Raw genomic sequence first — 20,071 nt, forward strand, 5'->3', positions numbered from 1 at the left:
GCTCTCCGTCTTCAATCTTCGGTCTTGGCGGGTTCTGGCTCAGCCTCGAGCGCGGGTACGTCGAGAGCGGCCTGCGCGGGGTCGAGACCCGGCACCGGCAAGCTGTCCAGCCGTTCGCGGCTGCGGATCGCCCGGCCTGCGCGTTCGATCGCGCGCACGATGCGGGGACCCGCGCCGCATGGGCACAAATTGGGGATGGCCGCTGCAATCTCGTCCCGGTTGGCGCGCGGGTTCTTGGCTAGCAAGGCCGCGCCCGCCATCACGAAACCGGGGGTGCAGAACCCGCACTGGATCGCGCCTTCGGCCACCATCGCCTGCTGCAAGGGGTGCGACCGGTCGCCGGACAAGGCCTCGATCGTGGTGACATATCGCCCCTCAACCTCGGCCAAGGTGACAAGGCATGAACGAATGCCTTCGCCGTCGATGATGACGGTACAGGCACCGCAATCGCCGTTGCCACAGCCGTATTTCGCGCCCGTCAGGTTCGCCGCATCGCGCAGCGCCCACAACAGCGGGGTATCGCCATCCATGAGGAAGTGCACGGGGCGGTCGTTGACGGTAAGGCGGGTCATCGCGGGCGCTGTCTAGGGCAAGCTCAGGAAGCCAGCAATCCCCGTGCGACGAGGTCTGCTTCGAGCGCGTCGGCATTTTGGAAATGATGGACCTGCCAGCCAACGTCGGCGGCGGCTGCGATATTGGCGGCATTGTCGTCCACGAACAGCGTCGTGGCCGGATCGATGCCAAAGCGTTCCTGTGCCAGATCGAAGATCGCGCGACCCGGTTTCGCCAGCTTTTCCGTGCCCGAAACGACAATGTCGCGGAACCGGTCGAAAATCGGCTGGGTCCGGCGGAACGGCAGCCAGAAGGCGTCGGCGAAATTGGTGATGGCAAACAGCGGCACGCCCGCTTCGTCCAGCCGTTCGACCAGTTCGAGACTGCCGGGCACGGGGCCGGGAATCGATTCGTTGAAGCGGGTAGCGTACGCTTCGATCAGATGGGCGTGGTCGGGAAAGGCCTGCTGCTTTTCGGCGACCATGTCCTGAAGGTCGCGGCCCGCATCATGTTCGAAATGCCACGCTTCGGTGACAACGTTCGACACGAACCATTCCAGCTCCTGCGGATCGTCGATCAGCTTGCCGAACAGGTGCCTGAGGTCCCAGCGATAGAGGACGCGGCCCACGTCGAAGACAACGGTATCGATCATCATGCCCTCCAACGCGAAAACGCCGCGCCGGTTACCCGGGCGGCGCTTATGCTCAAAAGCGGAACGGGCGCCGCGAGCGGCGCCCCGATTCAGCTTCGGGCCGAATCAGCCCTGACGCGCTTTGAAGCGACGGTTCGTCTTGTTGATGACGTAAGTGCGGCCACGACGGCGGATCACGCGGTTGTCGCGGTGGCGGTTCTTGAGCGACTTGAGGCTGTTGCGAATTTTCATCTGTCTGATCCGTCGGTAAATCGTGGGTATCGGGCAGCAATCGCCAGATGGCGCGCATCCCGTCAAAATCAAGGCTGGGCCGTTAGGGCGCTGCCCCGACCGAGTCAAGCGTTTCAGGCCGGATCGCCCCCCTTGGCGCGAATTCCCGTAAGCTTTTTTTCCCATGCCAGCGCATGGCCGATGATCTCTTCCAGATCGGCATGGCGCGGCTGCCACGGGACGGTCGCCATGATGCGGCTGTTGTCGGAAACCAGACTGGGGACATCGCCCGGACGGCGCGGTTCGGTCCGGCGCGGGACCGGCTGCCCCACCACGCGATCCACGGCGTCCAACACTTCCAGCACCGAAAACCCCCGGCCATACCCGGCGTTCATCGTCAGGCTGCGATCGGGCCGTTCGATCAAAGCCTCCAACGCCAGCACGTGCGCTTCGGCAAGGTCGGACACGTGGATATAGTCGCGCACGCCGGTACCGTCGGGCGTCGCATAATCGTCGCCGAACACCGCGACCCCGTGCCGCTTTCCCAACGCCGCCTCGACCGCGACCTTGATCAGATGCGTCGCGCCCGCCGTCGACTGCCCGGACCGTGCGCGCGGGTCCGCACCCGCCACGTTGAAGTAACGCAGGACGCAATGGTTCATCGGGTGCGCCCGGCTGACATCGGCAAGGATGCGCTCGGTCATCAGTTTGCTCATGCCATAGGGGTTCACCGGCACGAGCGGATCATCCTCCGTCAACGGCTTCAGGTCCGGTTCGCCATAGACGGTGGCGGTGGACGAAAAGATGAAATGAGCGATGCCGCCGTTGACCGCCGCTTCCATCAGTGTGCGGCTCTTGGCGGTGTTGTTCTCGTAATACTTCAGCGGGTTGTCGACCGATTCGGGCACGATGATCGATCCGGCGAAATGCAGGATCGCCTGCGTCCCTTGTTCGGCGAAGACGCGCGCCAGCAGATCGGCATCCGCGATGTCGCCGCGATAAAGCGGTACGCCGTCGGGAATCGCCCATTCGAACCCGGTCGACAGGTTGTCGATCACCGCGACGGGCCAGCCGCGATCCTTCAGCGCGAGGACCGCGTGGCTGCCGATGTATCCCGCCCCGCCCGTGACCAGAACCGGTGCTTTCATGGCCTGCAAAATTCCCTTTCGACTGTGGATTGTCGTGTCAGGCCTAAACGCTTTGGCGCTCCGCGGTAAACCTTGGCCTGCTTCATCTGACCCCGCACCCTTGCTTTCGGGCACAGATTTCCCCATTTTTCAGAACAGTAGCGCCGAATCCTTCGGCCGGAGGCTTCATCATGTCCGCAAGAATGCCCTTGATCGCAGCATTGGCGCTCACGCTTTCCGCCTGTGCCACGCCGCCCGGCCCGGTTCAGGTCACCCGTTTCAACGCGCCGGAAAAGGCATCGCTGCTGGGTCGCGGCGCGATCGCGATCGAAGCGGCACCGGGCATGGACGCCGATTCGCTCGAACTCGCCAGCTATCGTGCGGCTGTGGCGCGCGAACTGGTCAGGTTGGGTTATACCGAAGCCGCAACGGGCCAGGGCAGCCAGGTCGCCGAAGTGCGCCTGCGCCGCGGCGTGGTGCAGCCGGTGCGCGAAGGCGGGCCGGTCAGCGTCGGTGTCGGCGGTTCGACCGGCAGCTACGGTTCGGGCGTTGGCCTTGGCGTCGGCATCGATCTTTCAGGCAAGCCCATGGAACAGGTCATGACCGAACTGGCTGTCGTCATTCGCCAGCGCGTAACCGGCGAACCGATTTGGGAAGGCCGCGCCGAATTCGGCGTCAAGGCAGGCTCTCCGCTGGCCGAAACGCAATTGGCAGCGCCGCATCTGGCCGAAGCGCTGTTCGTCGATTTTCCCGGCAAGTCTGGTGAAACCTTTGAAGTGAAGTAAGACCGCAAGACACATGGGCACCACGATTCGCATCGACTCCGCTTTCGATAGCGGCAACATCGAACTTGTCCGGGCGGACGGGGCCGAAGCCGTGCTGACGATCCGGAAAGACCGTGACAGCGATTTCTTTCAGTGGTTCCATTTCCGCGTCTCGGGCGCCGCCGGGCGACCGCTGGTGCTGAATATCACCGGCCTCAACCGCAGCGCCTATCCCGGCGGGTGGCCCGGCTATCGCGCCTGCGTTTCCGAAGACCGCCAACGCTGGTTGCGCGCGGACAGCGATTGGGACGCAAGCCGCGACGACGGCACGCTGACGATCCGGTTCCGGCCTGCGGGCGATGTGGCATGGTTCGCCTATTTCGCGCCCTATTCGATGGAACGGCACCACGATCTGGTCACCCGCATCGCGAACACGCCGGGGATGCGCCACCGCGTGTTGGGCCACAGCATCGAAGGGCAGCCGATCGACTGCCTCGAAACCGGAACGGGGCCCCGGCACGTCTGGCTTTATGCCCGGCAGCACCCGGGCGAATCGATGGCCGAATGGTGGATGGAAGGCGCGCTGGAAATGCTGGCCGATCCGGTCGCCGGGGGCTTGCGCGATGCGGCAACATTTCATCTCGTCCCCAACTGCAACCCCGACGGATCGCGTCGCGGTCACTTGCGCACCAACGCGCGGGGCGTGAACCTCAATCGCGAATGGCACGAACCGAGCACCGAAGCTTCGCCCGAAGTGCTCGCCATCCGCAATGCGATGGACGAAATCGGCGTTGATTTCGCCATGGACGCCCACGGGGATGAGGCGATCCCCCACGTTTTCATCGCCGGGTTCGAAGGCATACCCGGCCTGACACCTGCACAGCTCGACGATTATCACCGCTACCTCGCGTTATTGCTGGCCGCGACGCCCGATTTCCAGACGGCAAAGGGCTATCCCGTCTCCTCCCCGGGCAGGGGCAACCTGTCGATGTCTACCAACCAGGTCGCGCATCGGTTTGGCTGCGCCGCAATGACGCTGGAAATGCCGTTCAAGGATCATGACGACGCACCAGATGCCGCCGCGGCGTGGAGCCCGGAACGGTCGAAGGCGCTGGGCCGCGCCTGCCTTACCGCGATCGGTGACTGGCTGGCGGGGCGCGATCCCCGCGGCTGACGCACCGACTTTCGCCATCGCATTAGGCCGCAGATCGGTTCATTAAGAACTTGGTAGGAATTTGGGTCCATAAGGGATTCATGGCTCAAAAAATCGCCCGCGCTGTAACCCATTCGATCAACCATCGTGGTCAGACGATGTTGAATGCAGCCCGCTTTGCGATCGTCACCGGCTCGGCCCTCGCGGTCATCATGGCCGGTCCCGGGCTTCCTTTCTGATCTGGCCATTCTGATCGGGTCTTCCGGTCTTGCCTAACTCTCTCGACATTTACGGTTTTGCAAGCGACGCCGCGCTGGGCTAACGCGCGGCCATGTCCGTGACCCATTCTTCCGACAATTCGTCCCCCGACTCGGCCCGCTCGATGGCCCCGCTCGATCTGGCGCGCCGGCTGATCGCCTGTCCCAGCGTCACGCCCGCCACCGGCAGCGTGTTCGATGCGATGGAGGGAATGCTCGCACCGCTGGGCTTCGATGTCCTGCGCACGATCGACGGCGATGCCCCGGACGGTCCGGTCGAAAACCTGCTGGCCGTGCGCAAGGGACCCGAAGGTTCGCGGCATTTCGCATTTGCCGGGCATCTCGATGTCGTGCCGCCGGGCGAAGGCTGGACGAGCGAGGCGTTCGAGCCGGAAATCCGCGGGGACCTGCTGTACGGGCGCGGCGCGGTGGACATGAAGGGTTCGATCGCCTGCATGATCGCGGCGATGGCGGAATTGCCGACGGACGCCGGAACGGTCAGCTTCATCATCACCGGCGACGAGGAAGGCCCCGCCCGCCATGGCACGGTCGCCTTGATGGAGCACATGGCCGCGCGCGGACTGACGCCGGACCTGTGCCTTGTCGGCGAACCCACCAGCGTCAACCGGCTGGGCGACATGATGAAGATCGGTCGGCGCGGTTCGGTGAACATCTTCCTCGGCGTCGACGGTGTGCAGGGACACGTTGCCTATCCACACCTTGCCGACAATCCCGCGCCAAAGCTGGTGCGGATGCTGGCGGAACTTGATGCACTGGTGCTCGACGAAGGCACCGACTGGTTCCAGCCCTCCAACCTCGAAATAACCGAGATCCACATCGGCAACCCCGCGCACAACGTGATCCCGACCAAGGCGGAGGCGCGCGTCTCGATCCGCTTCAACGACCTGCATTCGGGCGAAAGCCTGTCGCGCATGGTGACCGAAGTCGCCAAAAAGCACGGCGGCTGGTCCAAACCGGTCATATCGGGCGAACCGTTCCTGACCGCCCCGGGCGCGTTTTCGACAATGCTGTCCGACGCCATCCGCGCCGAAACCGGCATCGAACCTGAACTGTCGACGAGCGGCGGGACGTCCGACGCCCGGTTCCTGAAAAACCTGTGCCCGGTCATCGAATTCGGCCTGAATAACGCCACGATGCACAAGCGGGACGAGGCGGTCGCCGTCGCCGATCTGGATGTGCTGGCCCGGATTTACCGGCGCGTGGCAGAGGCCGCGCTGGCCCAATAGTCTGGCAACGCTTGCGTAATGGAGCATCGCGCTGCCACAAGGCGCCATGATCGATCAACAGCAGCCCGCCGCCGCTCACGCACCTGTCGCAGTTTCAGTGACCCCCGCCGCCGATAGCAGCGCGCACCACCGCCGACTGCAATGGCAGATCCTGATCGGCTTCATCGTCGGTCTGGTCGCCGGGCTGGTGGCCTATACTTTCGCGCCCGGCGCGCCTTGGGTGGATTTCGTCGTCACATACATCACCGGCCCGGTCGGCCAGATTTTCCTGCGCCTGCTGTTCATGCTGGTCATCCCGCTGCTTTTTGCCGCGCTTGTCGTCGGGATTGCCGAAATGGGCGAGATTCGGTCGTTGCGGCGCGTCGGCATCCGCACTCTCATCTATACCGTCATCGTGTCTTCCATCGCGGTCGTCATCTCGCTGGCGGCGGTGAATATCCTGCGCCCCGGCGATGGGGTGGACCGCGCCGCGGCGAACGATTTGCTGGCACAGGGCGCGGCAGGCGCTGCCAGCATTGTCGAAGCGTCGGCCGAATCGAAGGCCGGGGTAGAGCAAGTGCTGGCGATCGTGCCCAGCAACATCGTCACGGCGATGAGCGAAAACGACATTCTGGCAGTCATGTTCTTCGCGCTGTTCTTCGGCATCGGACTGCTTCTGGTGCAAACGCCGCGCACCGCCATGCTGAAATCCGCGATAGAGGGCGTCTTTGAAGTGGCGATGCGCCTTATCGGGCTGGTCATCCGCCTCGCGCCGATCGCGATCTTCTGTTTCATGTTCAACCTGTCGGCGCAGTTCGGCTGGGATCTTCTGGCCAAGCTGGCGGCGTTTGTCGGTGTCGTGCTGCTCGCGCTGGGCATCCAGATGTTCGGCGTCTTCCCGCTCCTGCTCAAATTCCTCGCCCGCAAAAGCCCCGTCGCGTTCTTCCGCGAGACGCGCGAGGCAAGCGTCATGGCGTTTTCGACCGCCAGTTCGAATGCCACGCTGCCCACCGCGTTGCGGGTCGCCGAAAACGAACTGCGCCTGCCGCCGCGCATCTCCCGCTTCGTGCTCACCATCGGCGCGACGGCCAATCAGAACGGCACCGCGATGTTCGAAGGGGTCACGGTCCTGTTCCTCGCCCAGTTCTTCGGGGTCGAGCTCGATCTGGGGCAGCAGGCCTTCGTCATGCTGATCTGCATTCTTGCCGGCATCGGCACCGCGGGCGTGCCTGGCGGGTCGCTGCCGGTGATCGCGCTGATCATGGGCGGGGTCGGCGTCCCGCCCGAAGGGATCGGGCTGATCCTGGGCGTCGACCGCTTCCTCGACATGTGCCGAACCACACTGAACGTCGTGGGCGATCTGGTCGCCGCCACCGTGATCAGCGCCGGCGCCGGGGCAGAAGAAACGGAGCCTGCGGCAGGAGCGTATCTGGCCGTCTAGGAGCGCGCTTCCGGCTCAGACGCGGCCCTTCGGCTTCTCCAGCACCTTCTTTTTAAAGCTGCACAGGTCCACGACCGGACAGCGCCAGCATTCGGGCGTCCGCGCCTTGCAGACGTAACGCCCGTGCAGGATCAGCCAGTGATGCGCGCCCAGACGGAATGGCGCGGGCACCCGTTTTTCCAGCTTGGCCTCGACCTGTTCAGGCGTCTTGCCCTTGGCTAGGCCGGTGCGGTTGCCGACGCGAAAGATGTGGGTGTCGACCGCGAATGTTTCCTGCCCGAACCAGCAGTTGAGCACCACGTTCGCCGTTTTTCGTCCGACGCCGGGCAACTTGACCAGTTCCTCGCGGCTGTCCGGCACTTTGCCGCCGTATTCGTCGACCAGCAACCGCGACAGCGCGATCACGTTCTTGGCCTTGGAATTGAACAGGCCGATCGTCTTGATATGTTCGCGCAGCCCTTCTTCGCCCAGTTCTAACATCTGCTGCGGGGTCTTCACCTTAGCGAACAGCGCACGCGTCGCCTTGTTTACGCCGACATCGGTCGCCTGCGCCGACAGCGCCACCGCGACGACAAGCTGATAGGCGTTGCCGTATTCCAGCTCGGTCTGCGGGTCGGGGTTATCCTCTGCCAACAGGCGGAAGAATTCGAATATCTGATCTTTGGTCATGGCCTTGGGGCTACCGGCACCTACAGCCCCAGCACCTGCGGCATGGTATAACGGCCCGGCGCCTTCCCGATCAGCCAGCCCAGCCCCTTCACCGCGCCGCGTGCGAAGATCATGCGGTTTTCGGCCAGATGCGTCATGGCGATGCGTTCTTCAGGTCCTGCGAAATAGACAGTGTGCTCGCCCGCCACGGTGCCGCCGCGAAGCGATGCGAAACCGATCGCGCCGTCCGCGCGCTTGCCGGTAATGCCGTCGCGGCCGCGCTCGCTGTGCCCGGCAAGGTCGATGCCGCGGCCCTGCGCCGCAGCCTCTCCCAAAAGTAGCGCGGTACCCGATGGCGCGTCGACTTTCATGCGGTGATGCATCTCGACGATCTCGATATCCCAATCGTCGCCCAGCCGGGCAGCCGCCTCGCGCACCAAGTGCGCCAGCATTGTCACGCCAAGCGAGGTATTGCCGGTCTGCAGGACCGCGATCCGGTTTGCCGCGCGGTCGATGGCTGCGTGCTGCTCCGCCTCCAGCCCCGTCGTGCCGATCAATACCGGGATGCCCGCAGCTATTGCCGAGTCCAGTGTCGCCTGAAGCGCGAGGGGAGAGGAGAAATCGACCAGTGCGTCGCTTTTGGCCGCAAGCTGCGCGATATCGCCGTGCCCGCGATCGACGCCGCCTGCAACATCGTGCCCTGATGCCTCGATCGCCTGCGCCAGCGCGTGGCCCATGCGCCCTTCCGATCCGACGATTCCGATGCGTGCCATGTCGTGCTGCCTTTACCCTTCCATTCGGGCGTGCTTCATGGGCGACATGCCGATAGATCGCAATCCAATCCGCAACATCGTGATCCTGACCGGCGCGGGCGTTTCGGCGGAAAGCGGCATCGACACCTTTCGCGATGCGAATGACGGTCGCGGCGGGCTGTGGGAACAGCACCGGGTCGAAGATGTCGCCACGCCCGAAGCGTTCGCGCGCGATCCCGATCTCGTGCTCCGCTTCTATGACATGCGGCGCGAGGCGATCCAGACCAAGAAGCCCAACCCCGCGCACCATGCGCTGGCGCGGCTGGACAAGGAGTGGGAAGGCCAGCTTCTCATCGTTACCCAGAACGTCGACGACCTGCACGAACGCGCCGGCGCCCGCCGCGTGCTGCACATGCATGGCGAACATCTCAACGCATGGTGCACCGCGTGCGATGTGCGCAGCCGCTGGACCGGCACGCTGATCGAACGGCCTGCCTGTCCGCGATGCGGCGAACCTGCGCTGCGGCCCGACGTCGTGTGGTTCGGGGAAATGCCGTACGAAATGGATCGCATCTTTGCCGCGCTGCGCGACGCGGACCTGTTCGTGTCCATCGGCACGTCGGGCGCGGTCTATCCCGCCGCGGGCTTTGTGCGCAACGCCAACGAACTTGGCGCAAGGACGCTCGAACTCAATCTCGATCGCAGCCAGGGCTCGCACTGGTTCGACGAAACCCGATTGGGCCCGGCGGGCAGGATCGTGCCCGAATGGGTGGACGAAATACTGGCATGACAGGGCAGCCCGTCATCGTCACCGAACGGCTGGAATTGTGGCACCCGCAGCGTGGCGACATCGACCAGACGATCGCGATCGTCATGCAAGAACATACGCGCCGCTTCCTTGGCGCCAACCCGACCGTAGACGACAATCACGCCCGCTTCCTGCGTCAGGCCGGAAGCTGGATGATCTATGGCTATGGCGGGCTGACCGTTCGCGAAAGGGGCAAGGCGCCCGTCATCGGGTCGTGCGGCATATTCCACAGCCGCCGTGGGCTGGGCGACAGGTTCGACGACATGCCCGAAGCGGGCTGGATCATCGCTGCCGAGCATGAGGGCAAGGGGTATGCGACAGAAGCGATGCGCGCCGCGATCGACCTGTTCGCACGCGATCACGGGCCCGCCCGCATAATGTGCATCATCGATGCGGACAATGCGGCATCCAACCGCCTGGCTGGCAAGCTGGGCTTCGAACAGCGGGAAATCGGAACACTGCCAGACGGGTCGTCGATCCTGATCTACGACCGAATGGCCTGACCCTCCAGATCGCGCAGGCTGCGGCCGCGCGATTCGCGGCCCCATGCGGAAACGAGCAAGGCCGAAACCGCGACCGGCACGATGAGCAGTGGCGCGGCCCCTGCCAACGTCGGGACAAGACCGAAAAGCGCAAGGCCCTGAACCGCCATGCCTCCGAACTTGCTGCTTCCCGCAACCAGCCCGGTTGCCCGACCCCGAATACCAAGCGGATAGTTTTCCGCCGTATAAGGCAGCAGCACGGCGATCAGTCCGTTGCTGCCCACGACGAGCAGCGCGATGACCGCCGTGAGCGCGGCAGCGGACGACAGCGTCGAGGCAGGCAGCAATGCCCCGCCCAGCCCGGCCAGCATCAACAGGACCAATAGCACGACCGTCCCCTTGCTCGACCACCGGCTGTAGAGAAGCGCCGCCGCCACCACCGTCGGCAAAGCGATCAGCGCAGAACTGGCCAGCATCGCGCTGGCCACCGCCGGGTCGAAGCCGCGCGCGCGCAAGTCGCTGGGCAGCCAGAGCAACAGACCGAAAGTCACCACGCTCCACCCCAGCGCGGTCAGGACCAGAGCGCCGCCAAGTCGACGGCGCGGCTTCGTTACCGCGACGGCATCGGCAGCATCTGGCGCAATCGTGCGGGCGATAAAGCGGAAATCGCGGACGAGCCGATCCAGTTCGGCCTTGCGACCTTGTGCCAGCAGAAATCGCGGCGATTCGGGAATCCACCGCGCCAAGGCCAAAAGCAGCAGCCCGGTGGGCATGCCAAGGAGCCACAGGCTGCGCCAGCCGAACAGCGGTTCAAGCAGCCATGCCGCACCGCTGGCCGCAAGATAGCCGCCAACCGAGCCGACCCCTCCGATCAGGACCAGCACCCAGCTGCGGTGCCTTGGCGGCATGATTTCGGCCAGCAAGGCATAAACCACGGGCAGCATTCCGCCCGCCGACGCGCCCATGGCAAAGCACATGACGAGGTTCCACGAAAAGTCCGGCATCGCCCCACACAGCGAAGTCGCCACGAAGAGGACCGTCGAGAGCAGGATGGAGGTCCTGCGCCCGCAGATGTCGGCCAACCATCCCCAGAGCAGCGATCCCACCGTGGTGCCCGTCAGCGCCACGAAAGGCAGCAGTGCGGCGGTATCGGCATCGATGCCGTATTCATCGCGAACGCCGGGCAGCACGAAACCCAGCGTCGCGGGTTTCATCGTATCGATGATGAGGCCCAGCAACAGCACGCCGACGACCAGCGCGTGGCGCGAAGTAAGCGGGGCATCATCGGCAGCTTCGTACACCGTGTTGCCAAGATCGTCGGCATGGACGATCCGGCGCGGCATGGCCCCGACGAGCGCCAGCGGCAGGCCGAGCGCAATCAGCGCCATGCCCGCCGTCATCCACCCATCCATCGGCATGCCGACAAGGCGGATGCCAACGGCACCGCCGCCCATGCCATAGCCCATGGCCAGCATCGGCACGTGCAGGATAGCGCCCGCGACGATCGCCGCGCATCCGGCCCAGAACAACGCCGGCTGACCCCGAAGCGTCATCGTTGGCGCAACATCGCCCGCGCCGGTGTCAGCCGACGACTTCGGCCGCCGCCAGCACGGCCAGCGTCAGAACGTCGGGCGCGATCGCGGTCATCGGCGCAATCTGCACCGGCTTTTCCATGCCGACCAGCATCGGGCCAATTGTCGATGCACCGGCCAGTTCGCGCAGCAATTTCGCCGACAGGTTGGCCGATTGCAGACCTGGCATGATCAGCACGTTGGCCGGGGCGGACAGGCGGCTGAAGGGATAGAGCTTCATCACTGTAGGATTCAGCGCGGCATCGGGCGCCATTTCGCCCTCGTACTCGAAATCCACGCCCTCGGCATCGAGGTGGTGGACCGCATCGCGAATGTTTTCCAGCCACTTGCCCGACGGGTTGCCGAACGTGGAATAGGAAAGGAACGCGACGCGCGGTTCGTGGCCCAGCCGCTGGGCGACCTTGGCGGTTTCCTTGGCGATGTGTGCCAGTTCGCGGGCGTCGGGGCGTTCGTTGATCGTCGTGTCGGCCAGGAACACGGTATAGTTCTTGCCGATCATCAGGTGGATGCCGAACGGAATCTCGCCCGCCTTGGGGTCGAGCACCTGCTGCACTTCGCGCATCGTCTGCGCAAAGGGGCGGGTCAGGCCCGAAATCATCGCGTCGGCCTTGTTCGTGGCGAGGAGAAGCGAGGCGAAGACGTTGCGGTCCTGATTGACCATGCGGCGCACGTCGCGTTCGGTATAACCACGACGCTGCAATCGTGCGTAGAGATAATCCTGCATCTCTTCGACGTGTTCGGAATCGGCCGAATTCTGGATTTCGAAGCTGTCCGGATCTTCGACGGCAAGCTCGCGCAGCTTGTCCTTCACCTTTTCGGTACGGCCGACGAGGACGGGGTGACCATATCCGAAATCGCGGAACTGGATAGCCGCACGCAGGACGACATCCTCTTCCGCTTCGGCGAAGACGACGCGTTTGGGATTGGCCTTGGCCCGTTCATAAACGGACGTAAGCGCCGAAGTCGTGGGGTTGAGCCGCGCCTTCAGCCGCAGGGCATATTCGTCGAAATCGGCGATCGGCGACTTGGCGACGCCCGATTCCATCGCGGCCCGGGCGACCGCGGACGACACGACTTCCATCAGACGCGGGTCGAACGGTGCGGGGATGATGTAATCGCGGCCGAACTGGTGATTGACGCCATAAGCGGCGGCCACTTCTTCGGGTACGCGTTTACGGGCCAGCGCGGCGATGGCGTTGGCGGCGGCGATCTTCATTTCTTCGTTGATCGCGGTCGCCTGCACGTCGAGCGCGCCGCGGAAGATGAAGGGGAAGCCCAGCACGTTGTTGACCTGATTCGGATAGTCCGACCGGCCGGTGGCGATAATGGCGTCGGGGCGCACGGCCAGCGCTTCGTCGGGGCTGATTTCGGGCGTCGGGTTGGCCATGGCAAAGATGATCGGCTGGTCGGCCATGTCCTTGACCCATTCGGGCTTCAACGCGCCCGCCGCCGATAGGCCGAGGAAGACGTCCGCGCCCTTCAGCGCTTCTTCGAGGCTGCGGGCGTCAGTTTCCACCGCATGCGCGCTCTTCCACTGATCCACGTTGGCACGGCCAGGGTAGATCGGGCCGGAACGGTCGCAGACGATGACGTTGTCGTGCCGCACGCCCATCGCCTTGATCAGCGCGGTGCAGGCCAGCGCCGATGCGCCGGCGCCATTCACCACCATCTTGATTTCGTCCATCTTGCGGCCGGTCAGGTGGCAGGCGTTGATCAGGCCAGCCGCCGCGATGATCGCGGTGCCGTGCTGGTCGTCGTGCATCACCGGGATCTTCATGCGCTCGCGCAGCGCCTGTTCAATGATGAAACATTCGGGCGCGGCGATATCTTCGAGGTTGATGCCGCCGAACGTGGGTTCCATCAGCGCGACCGCGTTGATGAAGGCCTCGGGATCTTCGGTATCCAGCTCGATATCGATGGAATCAACGTCGGCGAACCGCTTGAACAGGACCGACTTGCCCTCCATCACCGGCTTGGCCGCGAGCGCGCCCAGGTTGCCGAGGCCGAGGATGGCGGTGCCGTTGGTGATGACCGCGACAAGGTTGGAACGCGCGGTATAGATCGCGGCAAGCGACGGGTCGCGAGCGATCGCTTCGACCGGCGCGGCGACGCCGGGCGAATAGGCGAGCGAGAGATCGCGCTGGGTCGCCATCGGTTTCGACGCGATGATCTCGATCTTTCCGGGACGGATCGTCGAGTGATAGAAAAGCGCCTCACGCTCGGTAAAGGTGACTTTCGCCTTGCTGTCATCGTCGGCCAATGAGCCCTCCATCAGTAATGTCGCGTCCGCTGCGCCTATAGCGCGATATGGCCTTTTGGATAGGGGCAACGCTTAGAGGGCTTGGCCAGCGGATCATCGGTTGGGGAACAGGCGGGGACAAGGCGCGGCTACGGCTTGGCCGAATCGAGCGCGCGTCGCTACGCCACCGGGCATGGCCGGCGGCGCAACCCCGATGATGCAGCAGTACTTCGCGCTGAAGGAGCAGGCGGGCGATTGCCTACTGTTCTACCGCATGGGCGACTTCTTCGAACTGTTTTTCGACGATGCGAAAAAGGCCGCCGCCGTGCTCGACATCGCACTGACGTCGCGGGGGGAAAACAATGGAGAACCGGTGCCGATGTGCGGCGTGCCGGTCCATGCCGCGGACAGCTACCTTGCCCGCCTGATCCGCGCCGGATGCCGGGTCGCCATCGCCGAACAGGTCGAAACCCCGGCAGAAGCGAAAGCGCGGGCCAAGCGCGAAGGCAGCGGATCGAAATCGCTCGTCGCGCGTGACATCGTGCGGTTCGTGACGGCAGGCACGCTGACCGAAGACACGTTGCTGGAATCGCGCAGCGCCAACGTTTTGGCTGCTCTCGCGCCGGTGCGCGATACGGTCGGAATCGCGGCGATCGACATCTCGACCGGCGAAATGGCGCTGGAATGCGTGGCCGCCGATGGCGTCGCCGCAGCCCTGTCGCGGATCGGCCCGGCAGAGATCGTCGTGCCCGAAGGGTGGGCCGGGATGCCCGACGGCAGCATCGAACGCCCTCGCGCGACATTTTCAAGCGAAGCGGGCGAGGCGCGGCTGAAGTCGCTGCATGGTGTCGCCACGCTCGATGCATTCGGCGCGTTCGACCGGGCGCACATGGCGGGGGCGGGCGGCCTGATCGCCTATCTCGACCACGTCGGGCGCGGCACGCTACCTCTGATACTGCCGCCGCGATTGCGCGAGGCAGGCGGGCACCTTGCGATGGACGAGGCGACGCGCGCCAGCCTTGAGGTCACCATATCCACCGGCGGAACGCGCAAGGGCAGCTTGATTGATTGTATCGACCGCTGCCTGACCGGCGCGGGCGCACGGCAGCTGGCAGAGGACCTGTCCGCCCCGCTTGCCGATGCGGGCGCGATACGCGAACGGCTGGAGTCGGTCGCATGGCTGCATGGCGATCCGCTGTGGCGCGAAGACTTGCGCCGTGCGCTGCGCGCGCTGCCCGACATCGGTCGCGCGCTGGGCCGGATCGTCGCTGGCCGGGGTAGCCCGCGCGATCTTGGCCAATTGCGCGACGGGTTGAGCGAGGCCCGCACCCTGCACGAACTGTTGCAGCAGGTCGATCCGTTGCCCGCGCTGTTCCGGCGGTTGCTGCCGGTGCTTTCGGGGCATGGCGCGCTGGTCGAACTGCTGACCCGCGCGCTGGTCCCCTCGCCCCCGACCGAACGGGGCAATGGCGGCTTCGTCGCCGAAGGGTACGACGCCGCGCTCGACGAATTGCGCACGATCTCCCGAAACGGCCGTCGCGCCGTCGCCGCGCTGGAAGCGAAATACCGCGACGAAACCGGCATCGCCACGCTGAAGATCAAACACAACGGCGTGTTGGGCTATTTCATCGAGGTGTCGGCCCGCCACGCCGACGGGCTGATGGCCCCCGACAGTGGGTTCACTCATCGCCAGACGATGAAGGACGCGGTGCGTTTCAACGCCTTGGCCCTGCATGAAGAGGCGAGCCGAATTGCCGAAGCGGGCGGCCGGGCGCTGGCCGCGGAGGATGCGCATTTCGAGGAACTGGTCGAACGCGCTGTCGCGGCAAAGGAAGCGATCGCGGCCACGGCACAGGCACTGGCCCGCATCGACGTGACGGCAGGACAGGCAGAGCGCGCGGCCGAAGGCGGCTGGACGCTGCCCGAAATCCGCGATGACAACGCCCTGATCGTAACCGGTGGACGGCATCCGGTGGTGGAAACGGCGCTGGCCGCATCGGGCGACAGGTTCGTCGCCAACGACTGCTCTTTGTCCGAACGCGACCGTTTGTGGCTGATCGGCGGCCCGAACATGGGCGGCAAATCGACGTTCCTGCGCCAGAACGCGCTGATCGTCCTTCTGGCGCAAGCTGGCGGCTTCGTGCCTGCGCAAGCAGCGCAGATCGGCATCGTCGACCGGTTGTTCAGCCGGGTGGGCGCGTCGGACAACCTGGCGCGCGGACGTTCAACCTTCATGGTGGAAATGGTGGAAACCGCCGCCATCCTGTCGCAGGCGACCGCCCGCAGTTTCGTGATCCTCGACGAAGTGGGGCGCGGCACCAGCACTTACGACGGGCTCGCGCTGGCGTGGGCAGTGGCCGAATCGGTGCACGAAACGGTGCGTTGCCGGTGCCTGTTCGCGACTCACTATCATGAACTGTCGCGGCTTGCCGAAACCTGCGACGCCCTCTCGCTCCACCATGCCCGCGCGCGCGAATGGAAGGGCGATCTGGTGTTGCTGCATGAACTCGCCGAAGGTCCGGCCGATCGCAGCTATGGTCTGGCCGTCGCGCGGCTGGCGGGATTGCCCAAACCTGTCATCGCGCGAGCCAAGACCATCCTCGACAAGCTGGAGAAGGGCCGCGTCGCAACCGGCGGGCTGGGAGCTGGCCTTGGCGACCTGCCGCTGTTCGCCGCGGCGGCAGAGGCTGAAGTCGAACAGTGCGACACTTTGCGCGAAGCTTTGCGGACGCTGGACGTCGATGCGCTTTCGCCGCGTGAAGCGCTCGACATGCTTTACGCGCTGAAACGCGACGCCGGCGATGGCCCCGCATGACAAGAACACATCGCGAAGCTTGAACGGTGGCCGTTGGTCGGTTCACGCTGGCCATCGCGATCTGCCCGTTGCATGGGGCAAGCATGGCGACAACAGGAACCCGCTGATGCAATTCGACGATCTGCTGCTGCGCTTTTTCGGCACAACCGACATGGACGCGATCGCGCCCGCCGCGCGCGAAGCCGGGGTCGAACGGATGCGGGTCGAATTCGGGCTTGAGCGCGATCCGGCCAAGCGGTTCGTCATCTGGGCCCTGCTGGCGATGAACGACGCCGAACCCGATCTCGACATCGCATTCGAAAACGAGGCCGAGCGGGAAGCTGCACGCAACCCGCTCGACCTCGTGATTTCAGCCAGAGAGGACTGACCTCGATTTAGCTATCGGAACTGCCGGGTTCGTCTTCCATCACGTTCGACTTGCCGTATTTGTTTTCGTTGTCGTCCATGTTCGGTTCGCCGCGATAGGCGGACATGTCGATGCCGCCCTTTTCCATTTTCTTCATGGTATCGACCAGGTCCTCGACATCGTCGTCGTCCGATGTAATCGAACCCTTGGGCTTTTCGCTGTCCGAAAGGCCGAAGCTGCTCGTCGCGCGGCCAATCGCCTCGTCAGCAACGGTCTGCGCCTGCGCATCTTCGTCGTTTTGTTCGTCGTTGAAGTTTTCGGGCGCAATCTTGTCTTTGTCGGCCATCGTAGGGTCCTTCTGTTCGTTCTTGTCGAACTTACGGTTGCCGGGCCCGCAGGTTCCCCGGCATCGCAATTGCAAACAAGCGCCAATCAGGATCGCGGCGCGGCCATCCCGTGACCGCAAATATCAGCGATTGGCGCCGGGAACCCACAGTACGTCGCTTTGCCCGTTCGCATTGGCCGCGCGGGCCAGCACGAACAGCATGTCCGACAACCGATTCACATAAGTCAGCGCCGCAGGATTGACCGAATCGCCCGCGGCCAGCGCGACGATCGACCGTTCCGCCCGCCGCACCGAAGCGCGCGCGACATGCAGCCTTGCCGCTCCCTCGCTGCCGCCCGGCAGGACGAAGCTGGTCAGCGGTGCGATATGCTCGTTCGCGCTGTCGATCTGCGCCTCGATCCAATCGGCCTGTGCCGGGATCATGCGCAGCGTCATTTCGCCGGGCGTGAAATCGTCCCCCGGCGTCGCAAGGTCGGCGCCAAGATCGAACATGTCGTTCTGAACCCGGATCAGAGCATCGCGGGTTGCACCCGGTTCGTGTGCGACAATTGCAAGGCCGATTGCCGAATTCGCTTCGTCCACTGCGCCGATCGCTTCCATCCGCGCGGCATTTTTGGGCAGGCGCGATCCGTCGACGAGGCCGGTTGTGCCGTCGTCGCCGGTGCGGGTGTAAATCTTGTTGAGCTTGACCAAGGTTCCGCGCCGATCAGCTGGCGAGCGCGAGCAGCAGCATGGCGATGCCCACGGCCGCTGCCTGATACTTGATTCGAGAAGTCATCGCCCGGTTCTGGCGCAGCTGCATTTCCTGCACCCGTTCGTCCCCGCTTTCGAGGTCCATCTTGGTGCTTTGGAGGAACGCGATGATGCCGCGGACCAGCGAGACGACGACCATGGCGACCAGCGCCACGAGAACGATGATGAGGATGATTTTCATGGTAACCAGTTAGGCATTCTCGCCGCCATTTGCGAGTCTCGAAAAGGTGAGGTTCGAAGGCAGTTGTCCGGCGCGCAGGGCATCGGCCAGTGCGCGCCCATCCTCACCCGCCAGCCGCCGGTCGAAAAGCGATGGCGAACCGCGACGCTTGGCGAGCTTTTCGCCGGTTTCGTCCAGCAACAACGCATGGTGATGCCACTGCGGCACCGGCAGTGCGAACAGCGCCTGCAATAGCCGATGTACGTGGGTGGATGCGAACAGGTCGGCGCCGCGCGTCACCACAGTCACGCCATCGGCCGCATCGTCGAGCGTGACGGCAAGGTGATAACTGCCCGGCGCATCCTTTCGCGCCAGAACGACATCGCCGAACAGGCCGGGGTTCGCGACCTGTTCGCCCGCAAGCTCGTCATACCACGTCAGCGGCCCAGCCTTCGCCAACGCCCTATCCATGTGCAGCCGCCATGCGACCGGCCCGGTGGGAACGAACGCGGCATCGCGGCAAGTGCCGGGATAGACCGGGCCATCGGGTCCGATCTTGCGCGCCGCCGCTGCGACTTCGGCGCGCGTGCAGTGGCAGGGATAGACCAGTCCGCGCGCCTTCAGGTCTTCCACCGCAGCGGCATGGGTGTCGACCCGTTCCGACTGGCGAATCGCCGGGCCATCCCATGTGAGCCCCAGCCAAGCGAGATCCTCCAACGCGCTTTCGGCGAATTCGGCGCGGCTGCGGGCCCCGTCGATATCTTCGATCCGCACAAGAAAACGCCCGCCTCTCGCGCGCGCCAGATCGTGCGCGACGATCGCCGACCATGCATGGCCAAGGTGCAGCGGGCCGTTCGGGCTCGGCGCAAAGCGGGTGACGGTCTCCATGCCCCCTGCGATAGCGCTTCGCACTTGTGGATGACAGGGGGACAAAGCTGTGCACCGAGTTGTGGAAACCCTGTGCGTTCCCCTCTTGCCCTTCGCGCCCGGTCATGCTGATTTCACCATGTGAAGCGTCATCACCCGGTCATGCTCGCCTGTCACAGCGCGATCCGAAGCGGACACCCCGTGCCGCCGCCGGGGGCTGCCCAACAATCGGGCAAGGTATTGAGGGGGCGCACAGGACGATGTTCCAGCAGGGCCTGATCGAAACACGGGCAAGGCTTTCGCGGGCGGACGACGATCCCGCCAGAAAGCTCAACAGTTGCCCCGCATTGGTCCTGAACGCCGATTACACGCCGCTATCCTATTATCCGCTCAGCGTCTGGCCATGGCAGACTGCGATCAAGGCGGTCTTCCTCGACAGGGTCGATATCGTCGCCAGCTACGAACGTCTGGTGCACTCCCCCTCGCTGGACATGCAGATCCCCTCGGTGATCGCGCTCAAGCAATATGTGAAACCGTCCGAATTCCCGGCCTTCACCCGTTTCAACCTGTTCCTGCGCGATCGTTTTTCCTGCCAATATTGCGGCAGCCCGCAACATCTGACGTTCGATCATGTCATGCCGCGCCGGCTGGGCGGGATCACCAGTTGGGAAAACATCGTTACCGCCTGCGCGCCGTGCAACATGAAGAAGGGCGGACGCACGCCGAAACAGGCAAAGATGGCGCTGCAGGTATCGCCGATCCGCCCGACCAGCTGGCAATTGCAAGAACGCGGCAAGGGCTTTCCGCCCAATTACCTGCACGAAACTTGGCGCGACTGGCTTTATTGGGACATCGAGCTGGAGGAGTAGCCCAGCGGCTAG

Annotated in this window: 22 protein-coding genes; 10 read left to right on the top strand and 12 right to left on the bottom strand. The window is 64.5% G+C overall.

Translation table 11 applies throughout. The features are described 5' to 3' along the window. Nucleotides 1–11: 11 nt before the first annotated feature. From EKN06_RS08645 to galE, 4 genes are all read right to left on the bottom strand, one after another. Nucleotides 12–572 (bottom strand): (2Fe-2S)-binding protein, encoded by a 561-nt coding sequence (locus tag EKN06_RS08645; protein WP_127612511.1) that lies wholly within the window; start codon nucleotides 570–572, stop codon nucleotides 12–14. A 23-nt stretch (nucleotides 573–595) separates the two neighbouring features. Continuing rightward, nucleotides 596–1,207, bottom strand: a complete 612-nt coding sequence (locus tag EKN06_RS08650) for an HAD family hydrolase (RefSeq protein WP_127612512.1) — start codon at nucleotides 1,205–1,207, stop codon at nucleotides 596–598. Nucleotides 1,208–1,309: 102 nt separating this feature from the next. Beyond that, on the bottom strand, nucleotides 1,310–1,435 hold the full coding sequence (gene ykgO / locus EKN06_RS08655) for a type B 50S ribosomal protein L36 (protein ID WP_066763420.1): 126 nt from the start codon (nucleotides 1,433–1,435) through the stop codon (nucleotides 1,310–1,312). A 113-nt stretch (nucleotides 1,436–1,548) separates the two neighbouring features. Then, nucleotides 1,549–2,562: a UDP-glucose 4-epimerase GalE gene (galE, locus tag EKN06_RS08660; protein WP_127612513.1), complete on the bottom strand. Its 1,014-nt coding sequence runs from the start codon at nucleotides 2,560–2,562 to the stop codon at nucleotides 1,549–1,551. Between the two features lie 170 nt (nucleotides 2,563–2,732). On the opposite strand from galE, the gene EKN06_RS08665 reads away from it, so the two are divergent. The 5 genes from EKN06_RS08665 to EKN06_RS08680 all read left to right on the top strand — a co-directional run bounded on the left by EKN06_RS08665 (nucleotide 2,733) and on the right by EKN06_RS08680 (nucleotide 7,382). Then, the gene (locus EKN06_RS08665) at nucleotides 2,733–3,326 is read left to right on the top strand and encodes a DUF4136 domain-containing protein (RefSeq protein WP_127612514.1); all 594 of its coding nucleotides are present in this window, start codon (nucleotides 2,733–2,735) and stop codon (nucleotides 3,324–3,326) included. A gap of 13 nt (nucleotides 3,327–3,339) precedes the next feature. Continuing rightward, entirely contained in the window at nucleotides 3,340–4,479 is a 1,140-nt protein-coding gene (locus EKN06_RS08670; protein ID WP_127612515.1) for a M14 family metallopeptidase, read from the top strand. Between the two features lie 80 nt (nucleotides 4,480–4,559). After that, complete coding sequence (locus EKN06_RS15655) at nucleotides 4,560–4,697, top strand: hypothetical protein (RefSeq protein WP_164844005.1); 138 nt, start codon at nucleotides 4,560–4,562, stop codon at nucleotides 4,695–4,697. Between the two features lie 143 nt (nucleotides 4,698–4,840). Then, nucleotides 4,841–5,962 carry a succinyl-diaminopimelate desuccinylase gene (gene dapE / locus EKN06_RS08675; RefSeq protein WP_164844023.1) on the top strand — a complete coding sequence of 374 codons (1,122 nt, stop codon included), beginning with the start codon at nucleotides 4,841–4,843 and terminating at the stop codon, nucleotides 5,960–5,962. A gap of 46 nt (nucleotides 5,963–6,008) precedes the next feature. Next, on the top strand, nucleotides 6,009–7,382 hold the full coding sequence (locus EKN06_RS08680) for a dicarboxylate/amino acid:cation symporter (RefSeq protein WP_127612517.1): 1,374 nt from the start codon (nucleotides 6,009–6,011) through the stop codon (nucleotides 7,380–7,382). Between the two features lie 15 nt (nucleotides 7,383–7,397). On the opposite strand, the gene nth is transcribed toward EKN06_RS08680, so the two are convergent. Both nth and dapB read right to left on the bottom strand, forming a co-directional pair. After that, a complete protein-coding gene (gene nth, locus EKN06_RS08685) occupies nucleotides 7,398–8,051 on the bottom strand; it encodes an endonuclease III (RefSeq protein ID WP_127612518.1) in 654 nt (217 codons plus the stop codon). A gap of 20 nt (nucleotides 8,052–8,071) precedes the next feature. After that, nucleotides 8,072–8,803, bottom strand: coding sequence for a 4-hydroxy-tetrahydrodipicolinate reductase (gene dapB, locus EKN06_RS08690; protein ID WP_127612519.1), 732 nt, complete (start codon nucleotides 8,801–8,803; stop codon nucleotides 8,072–8,074). 37 nt (nucleotides 8,804–8,840) lie between these two features. On the opposite strand from dapB, the gene EKN06_RS08695 reads away from it, so the two are divergent. Continuing rightward, nucleotides 8,841–9,572 carry an NAD-dependent deacylase gene (locus EKN06_RS08695; protein WP_420810783.1) on the top strand — a complete coding sequence of 244 codons (732 nt, stop codon included), beginning with the start codon at nucleotides 8,841–8,843 and terminating at the stop codon, nucleotides 9,570–9,572. Next, complete coding sequence (locus tag EKN06_RS08700; RefSeq protein ID WP_164844006.1) at nucleotides 9,569–10,093, top strand: GNAT family N-acetyltransferase; 525 nt, start codon at nucleotides 9,569–9,571, stop codon at nucleotides 10,091–10,093. Before EKN06_RS08695 ends, EKN06_RS08700 begins: the two co-directional genes overlap by 4 nt. Here the strand turns inward: EKN06_RS08700 and EKN06_RS08705 are convergent. Next, nucleotides 10,075–11,625 carry an MFS transporter gene (locus tag EKN06_RS08705; protein ID WP_127612521.1) on the bottom strand — a complete coding sequence of 517 codons (1,551 nt, stop codon included), beginning with the start codon at nucleotides 11,623–11,625 and terminating at the stop codon, nucleotides 10,075–10,077. The genes EKN06_RS08700 and EKN06_RS08705 overlap by 19 nt on opposite strands. Before the next feature lie 28 nt (nucleotides 11,626–11,653). Then, complete coding sequence (locus tag EKN06_RS08710; RefSeq protein ID WP_127612522.1) at nucleotides 11,654–13,936, bottom strand: NADP-dependent malic enzyme; 2,283 nt, start codon at nucleotides 13,934–13,936, stop codon at nucleotides 11,654–11,656. 160 nt (nucleotides 13,937–14,096) lie between these two features. On the opposite strand from EKN06_RS08710, the gene mutS reads away from it, so the two are divergent. Both mutS and EKN06_RS08720 read left to right on the top strand, forming a co-directional pair. Then, nucleotides 14,097–16,718, top strand: a complete 2,622-nt coding sequence (gene mutS, locus EKN06_RS08715; protein WP_240654698.1) for a DNA mismatch repair protein MutS — start codon at nucleotides 14,097–14,099, stop codon at nucleotides 16,716–16,718. Between the two features lie 106 nt (nucleotides 16,719–16,824). Continuing rightward, on the top strand, nucleotides 16,825–17,085 hold the full coding sequence (locus EKN06_RS08720) for a hypothetical protein (protein ID WP_127612523.1): 261 nt from the start codon (nucleotides 16,825–16,827) through the stop codon (nucleotides 17,083–17,085). A gap of 7 nt (nucleotides 17,086–17,092) precedes the next feature. Here the strand turns inward: EKN06_RS08720 and EKN06_RS08725 are convergent, their stop codons facing one another. The 4 genes from EKN06_RS08725 to gluQRS form a co-directional block, all read right to left on the bottom strand. After that, complete coding sequence (locus EKN06_RS08725) at nucleotides 17,093–17,410, bottom strand: hypothetical protein (RefSeq protein WP_127612524.1); 318 nt, start codon at nucleotides 17,408–17,410, stop codon at nucleotides 17,093–17,095. Nucleotides 17,411–17,533: 123 nt separating this feature from the next. Continuing rightward, a complete protein-coding gene (locus EKN06_RS08730) occupies nucleotides 17,534–18,103 on the bottom strand; it encodes a cob(I)yrinic acid a,c-diamide adenosyltransferase (RefSeq protein ID WP_127612525.1) in 570 nt (189 codons plus the stop codon). 13 nt (nucleotides 18,104–18,116) lie between these two features. Then, the gene (locus tag EKN06_RS08735; RefSeq protein ID WP_127612526.1) at nucleotides 18,117–18,344 is read right to left on the bottom strand and encodes an HIG1 domain-containing protein; all 228 of its coding nucleotides are present in this window, start codon (nucleotides 18,342–18,344) and stop codon (nucleotides 18,117–18,119) included. Nucleotides 18,345–18,353: 9 nt separating this feature from the next. Continuing rightward, nucleotides 18,354–19,211: a tRNA glutamyl-Q(34) synthetase GluQRS gene (gene gluQRS / locus EKN06_RS08740; RefSeq protein WP_127612527.1), complete on the bottom strand. Its 858-nt coding sequence runs from the start codon at nucleotides 19,209–19,211 to the stop codon at nucleotides 18,354–18,356. A gap of 239 nt (nucleotides 19,212–19,450) precedes the next feature. Between gluQRS and EKN06_RS08745 the strand changes: the two genes are divergently transcribed. Next, nucleotides 19,451–20,059: an HNH endonuclease gene (locus EKN06_RS08745; protein WP_127612528.1), complete on the top strand. Its 609-nt coding sequence runs from the start codon at nucleotides 19,451–19,453 to the stop codon at nucleotides 20,057–20,059. The last annotated feature ends 12 nt before the right edge of the window (nucleotides 20,060–20,071 follow it).

This window comes from Croceicoccus ponticola (assembly GCF_004004515.1).
Classification (GTDB): domain Bacteria; phylum Pseudomonadota; class Alphaproteobacteria; order Sphingomonadales; family Sphingomonadaceae; genus Croceicoccus; species Croceicoccus ponticola.

What these genes read in the sequence shown, in the direction of transcription:
- EKN06_RS08735 (WP_127612526.1), bottom strand. Translation starts at nt 18,344, where the DNA reads ATGAAAATCATCCTCATCATCGTTCTCGTGGCGCTGGTCGCCATGGTC.
- EKN06_RS08645 (WP_127612511.1), bottom strand. Translation starts at nt 572, where the DNA reads ATGACCCGCCTTACCGTCAACGACCGCCCCGTGCACTTCCTCATGGAT.
- nth (WP_127612518.1), bottom strand. Translation starts at nt 8,051, where the DNA reads ATGACCAAAGATCAGATATTCGAATTCTTCCGCCTGTTGGCAGAGGAT.
- EKN06_RS08725 (WP_127612524.1), bottom strand. Translation starts at nt 17,410, where the DNA reads ATGGCCGACAAAGACAAGATTGCGCCCGAAAACTTCAACGACGAACAA.
- EKN06_RS08695 (WP_420810783.1), top strand. Translation starts at nt 8,841, where the DNA reads ATGGGCGACATGCCGATAGATCGCAATCCAATCCGCAACATCGTGATC.
- EKN06_RS08705 (WP_127612521.1), bottom strand. Translation starts at nt 11,625, where the DNA reads ATGACGCTTCGGGGTCAGCCGGCGTTGTTCTGGGCCGGATGCGCGGCG.
- dapB (WP_127612519.1), bottom strand. Translation starts at nt 8,803, where the DNA reads ATGGCACGCATCGGAATCGTCGGATCGGAAGGGCGCATGGGCCACGCG.
- EKN06_RS08700 (WP_164844006.1), top strand. Translation starts at nt 9,569, where the DNA reads ATGACAGGGCAGCCCGTCATCGTCACCGAACGGCTGGAATTGTGGCAC.
- EKN06_RS08745 (WP_127612528.1), top strand. Translation starts at nt 19,451, where the DNA reads ATGTTCCAGCAGGGCCTGATCGAAACACGGGCAAGGCTTTCGCGGGCG.
- EKN06_RS15655 (WP_164844005.1), top strand. Translation starts at nt 4,560, where the DNA reads ATGGCTCAAAAAATCGCCCGCGCTGTAACCCATTCGATCAACCATCGT.
- galE (WP_127612513.1), bottom strand. Translation starts at nt 2,562, where the DNA reads ATGAAAGCACCGGTTCTGGTCACGGGCGGGGCGGGATACATCGGCAGC.
- EKN06_RS08650 (WP_127612512.1), bottom strand. Translation starts at nt 1,207, where the DNA reads ATGATGATCGATACCGTTGTCTTCGACGTGGGCCGCGTCCTCTATCGC.
- dapE (WP_164844023.1), top strand. Translation starts at nt 4,841, where the DNA reads ATGGCCCCGCTCGATCTGGCGCGCCGGCTGATCGCCTGTCCCAGCGTC.
- EKN06_RS08720 (WP_127612523.1), top strand. Translation starts at nt 16,825, where the DNA reads ATGCAATTCGACGATCTGCTGCTGCGCTTTTTCGGCACAACCGACATG.
- EKN06_RS08670 (WP_127612515.1), top strand. Translation starts at nt 3,340, where the DNA reads ATGGGCACCACGATTCGCATCGACTCCGCTTTCGATAGCGGCAACATC.
- EKN06_RS08710 (WP_127612522.1), bottom strand. Translation starts at nt 13,936, where the DNA reads ATGGAGGGCTCATTGGCCGACGATGACAGCAAGGCGAAAGTCACCTTT.
- ykgO (WP_066763420.1), bottom strand. Translation starts at nt 1,435, where the DNA reads ATGAAAATTCGCAACAGCCTCAAGTCGCTCAAGAACCGCCACCGCGAC.
- gluQRS (WP_127612527.1), bottom strand. Translation starts at nt 19,211, where the DNA reads ATGGAGACCGTCACCCGCTTTGCGCCGAGCCCGAACGGCCCGCTGCAC.
- EKN06_RS08665 (WP_127612514.1), top strand. Translation starts at nt 2,733, where the DNA reads ATGTCCGCAAGAATGCCCTTGATCGCAGCATTGGCGCTCACGCTTTCC.
- EKN06_RS08680 (WP_127612517.1), top strand. Translation starts at nt 6,009, where the DNA reads ATGATCGATCAACAGCAGCCCGCCGCCGCTCACGCACCTGTCGCAGTT.
- mutS (WP_240654698.1), top strand. Translation starts at nt 14,097, where the DNA reads ATGGCCGGCGGCGCAACCCCGATGATGCAGCAGTACTTCGCGCTGAAG.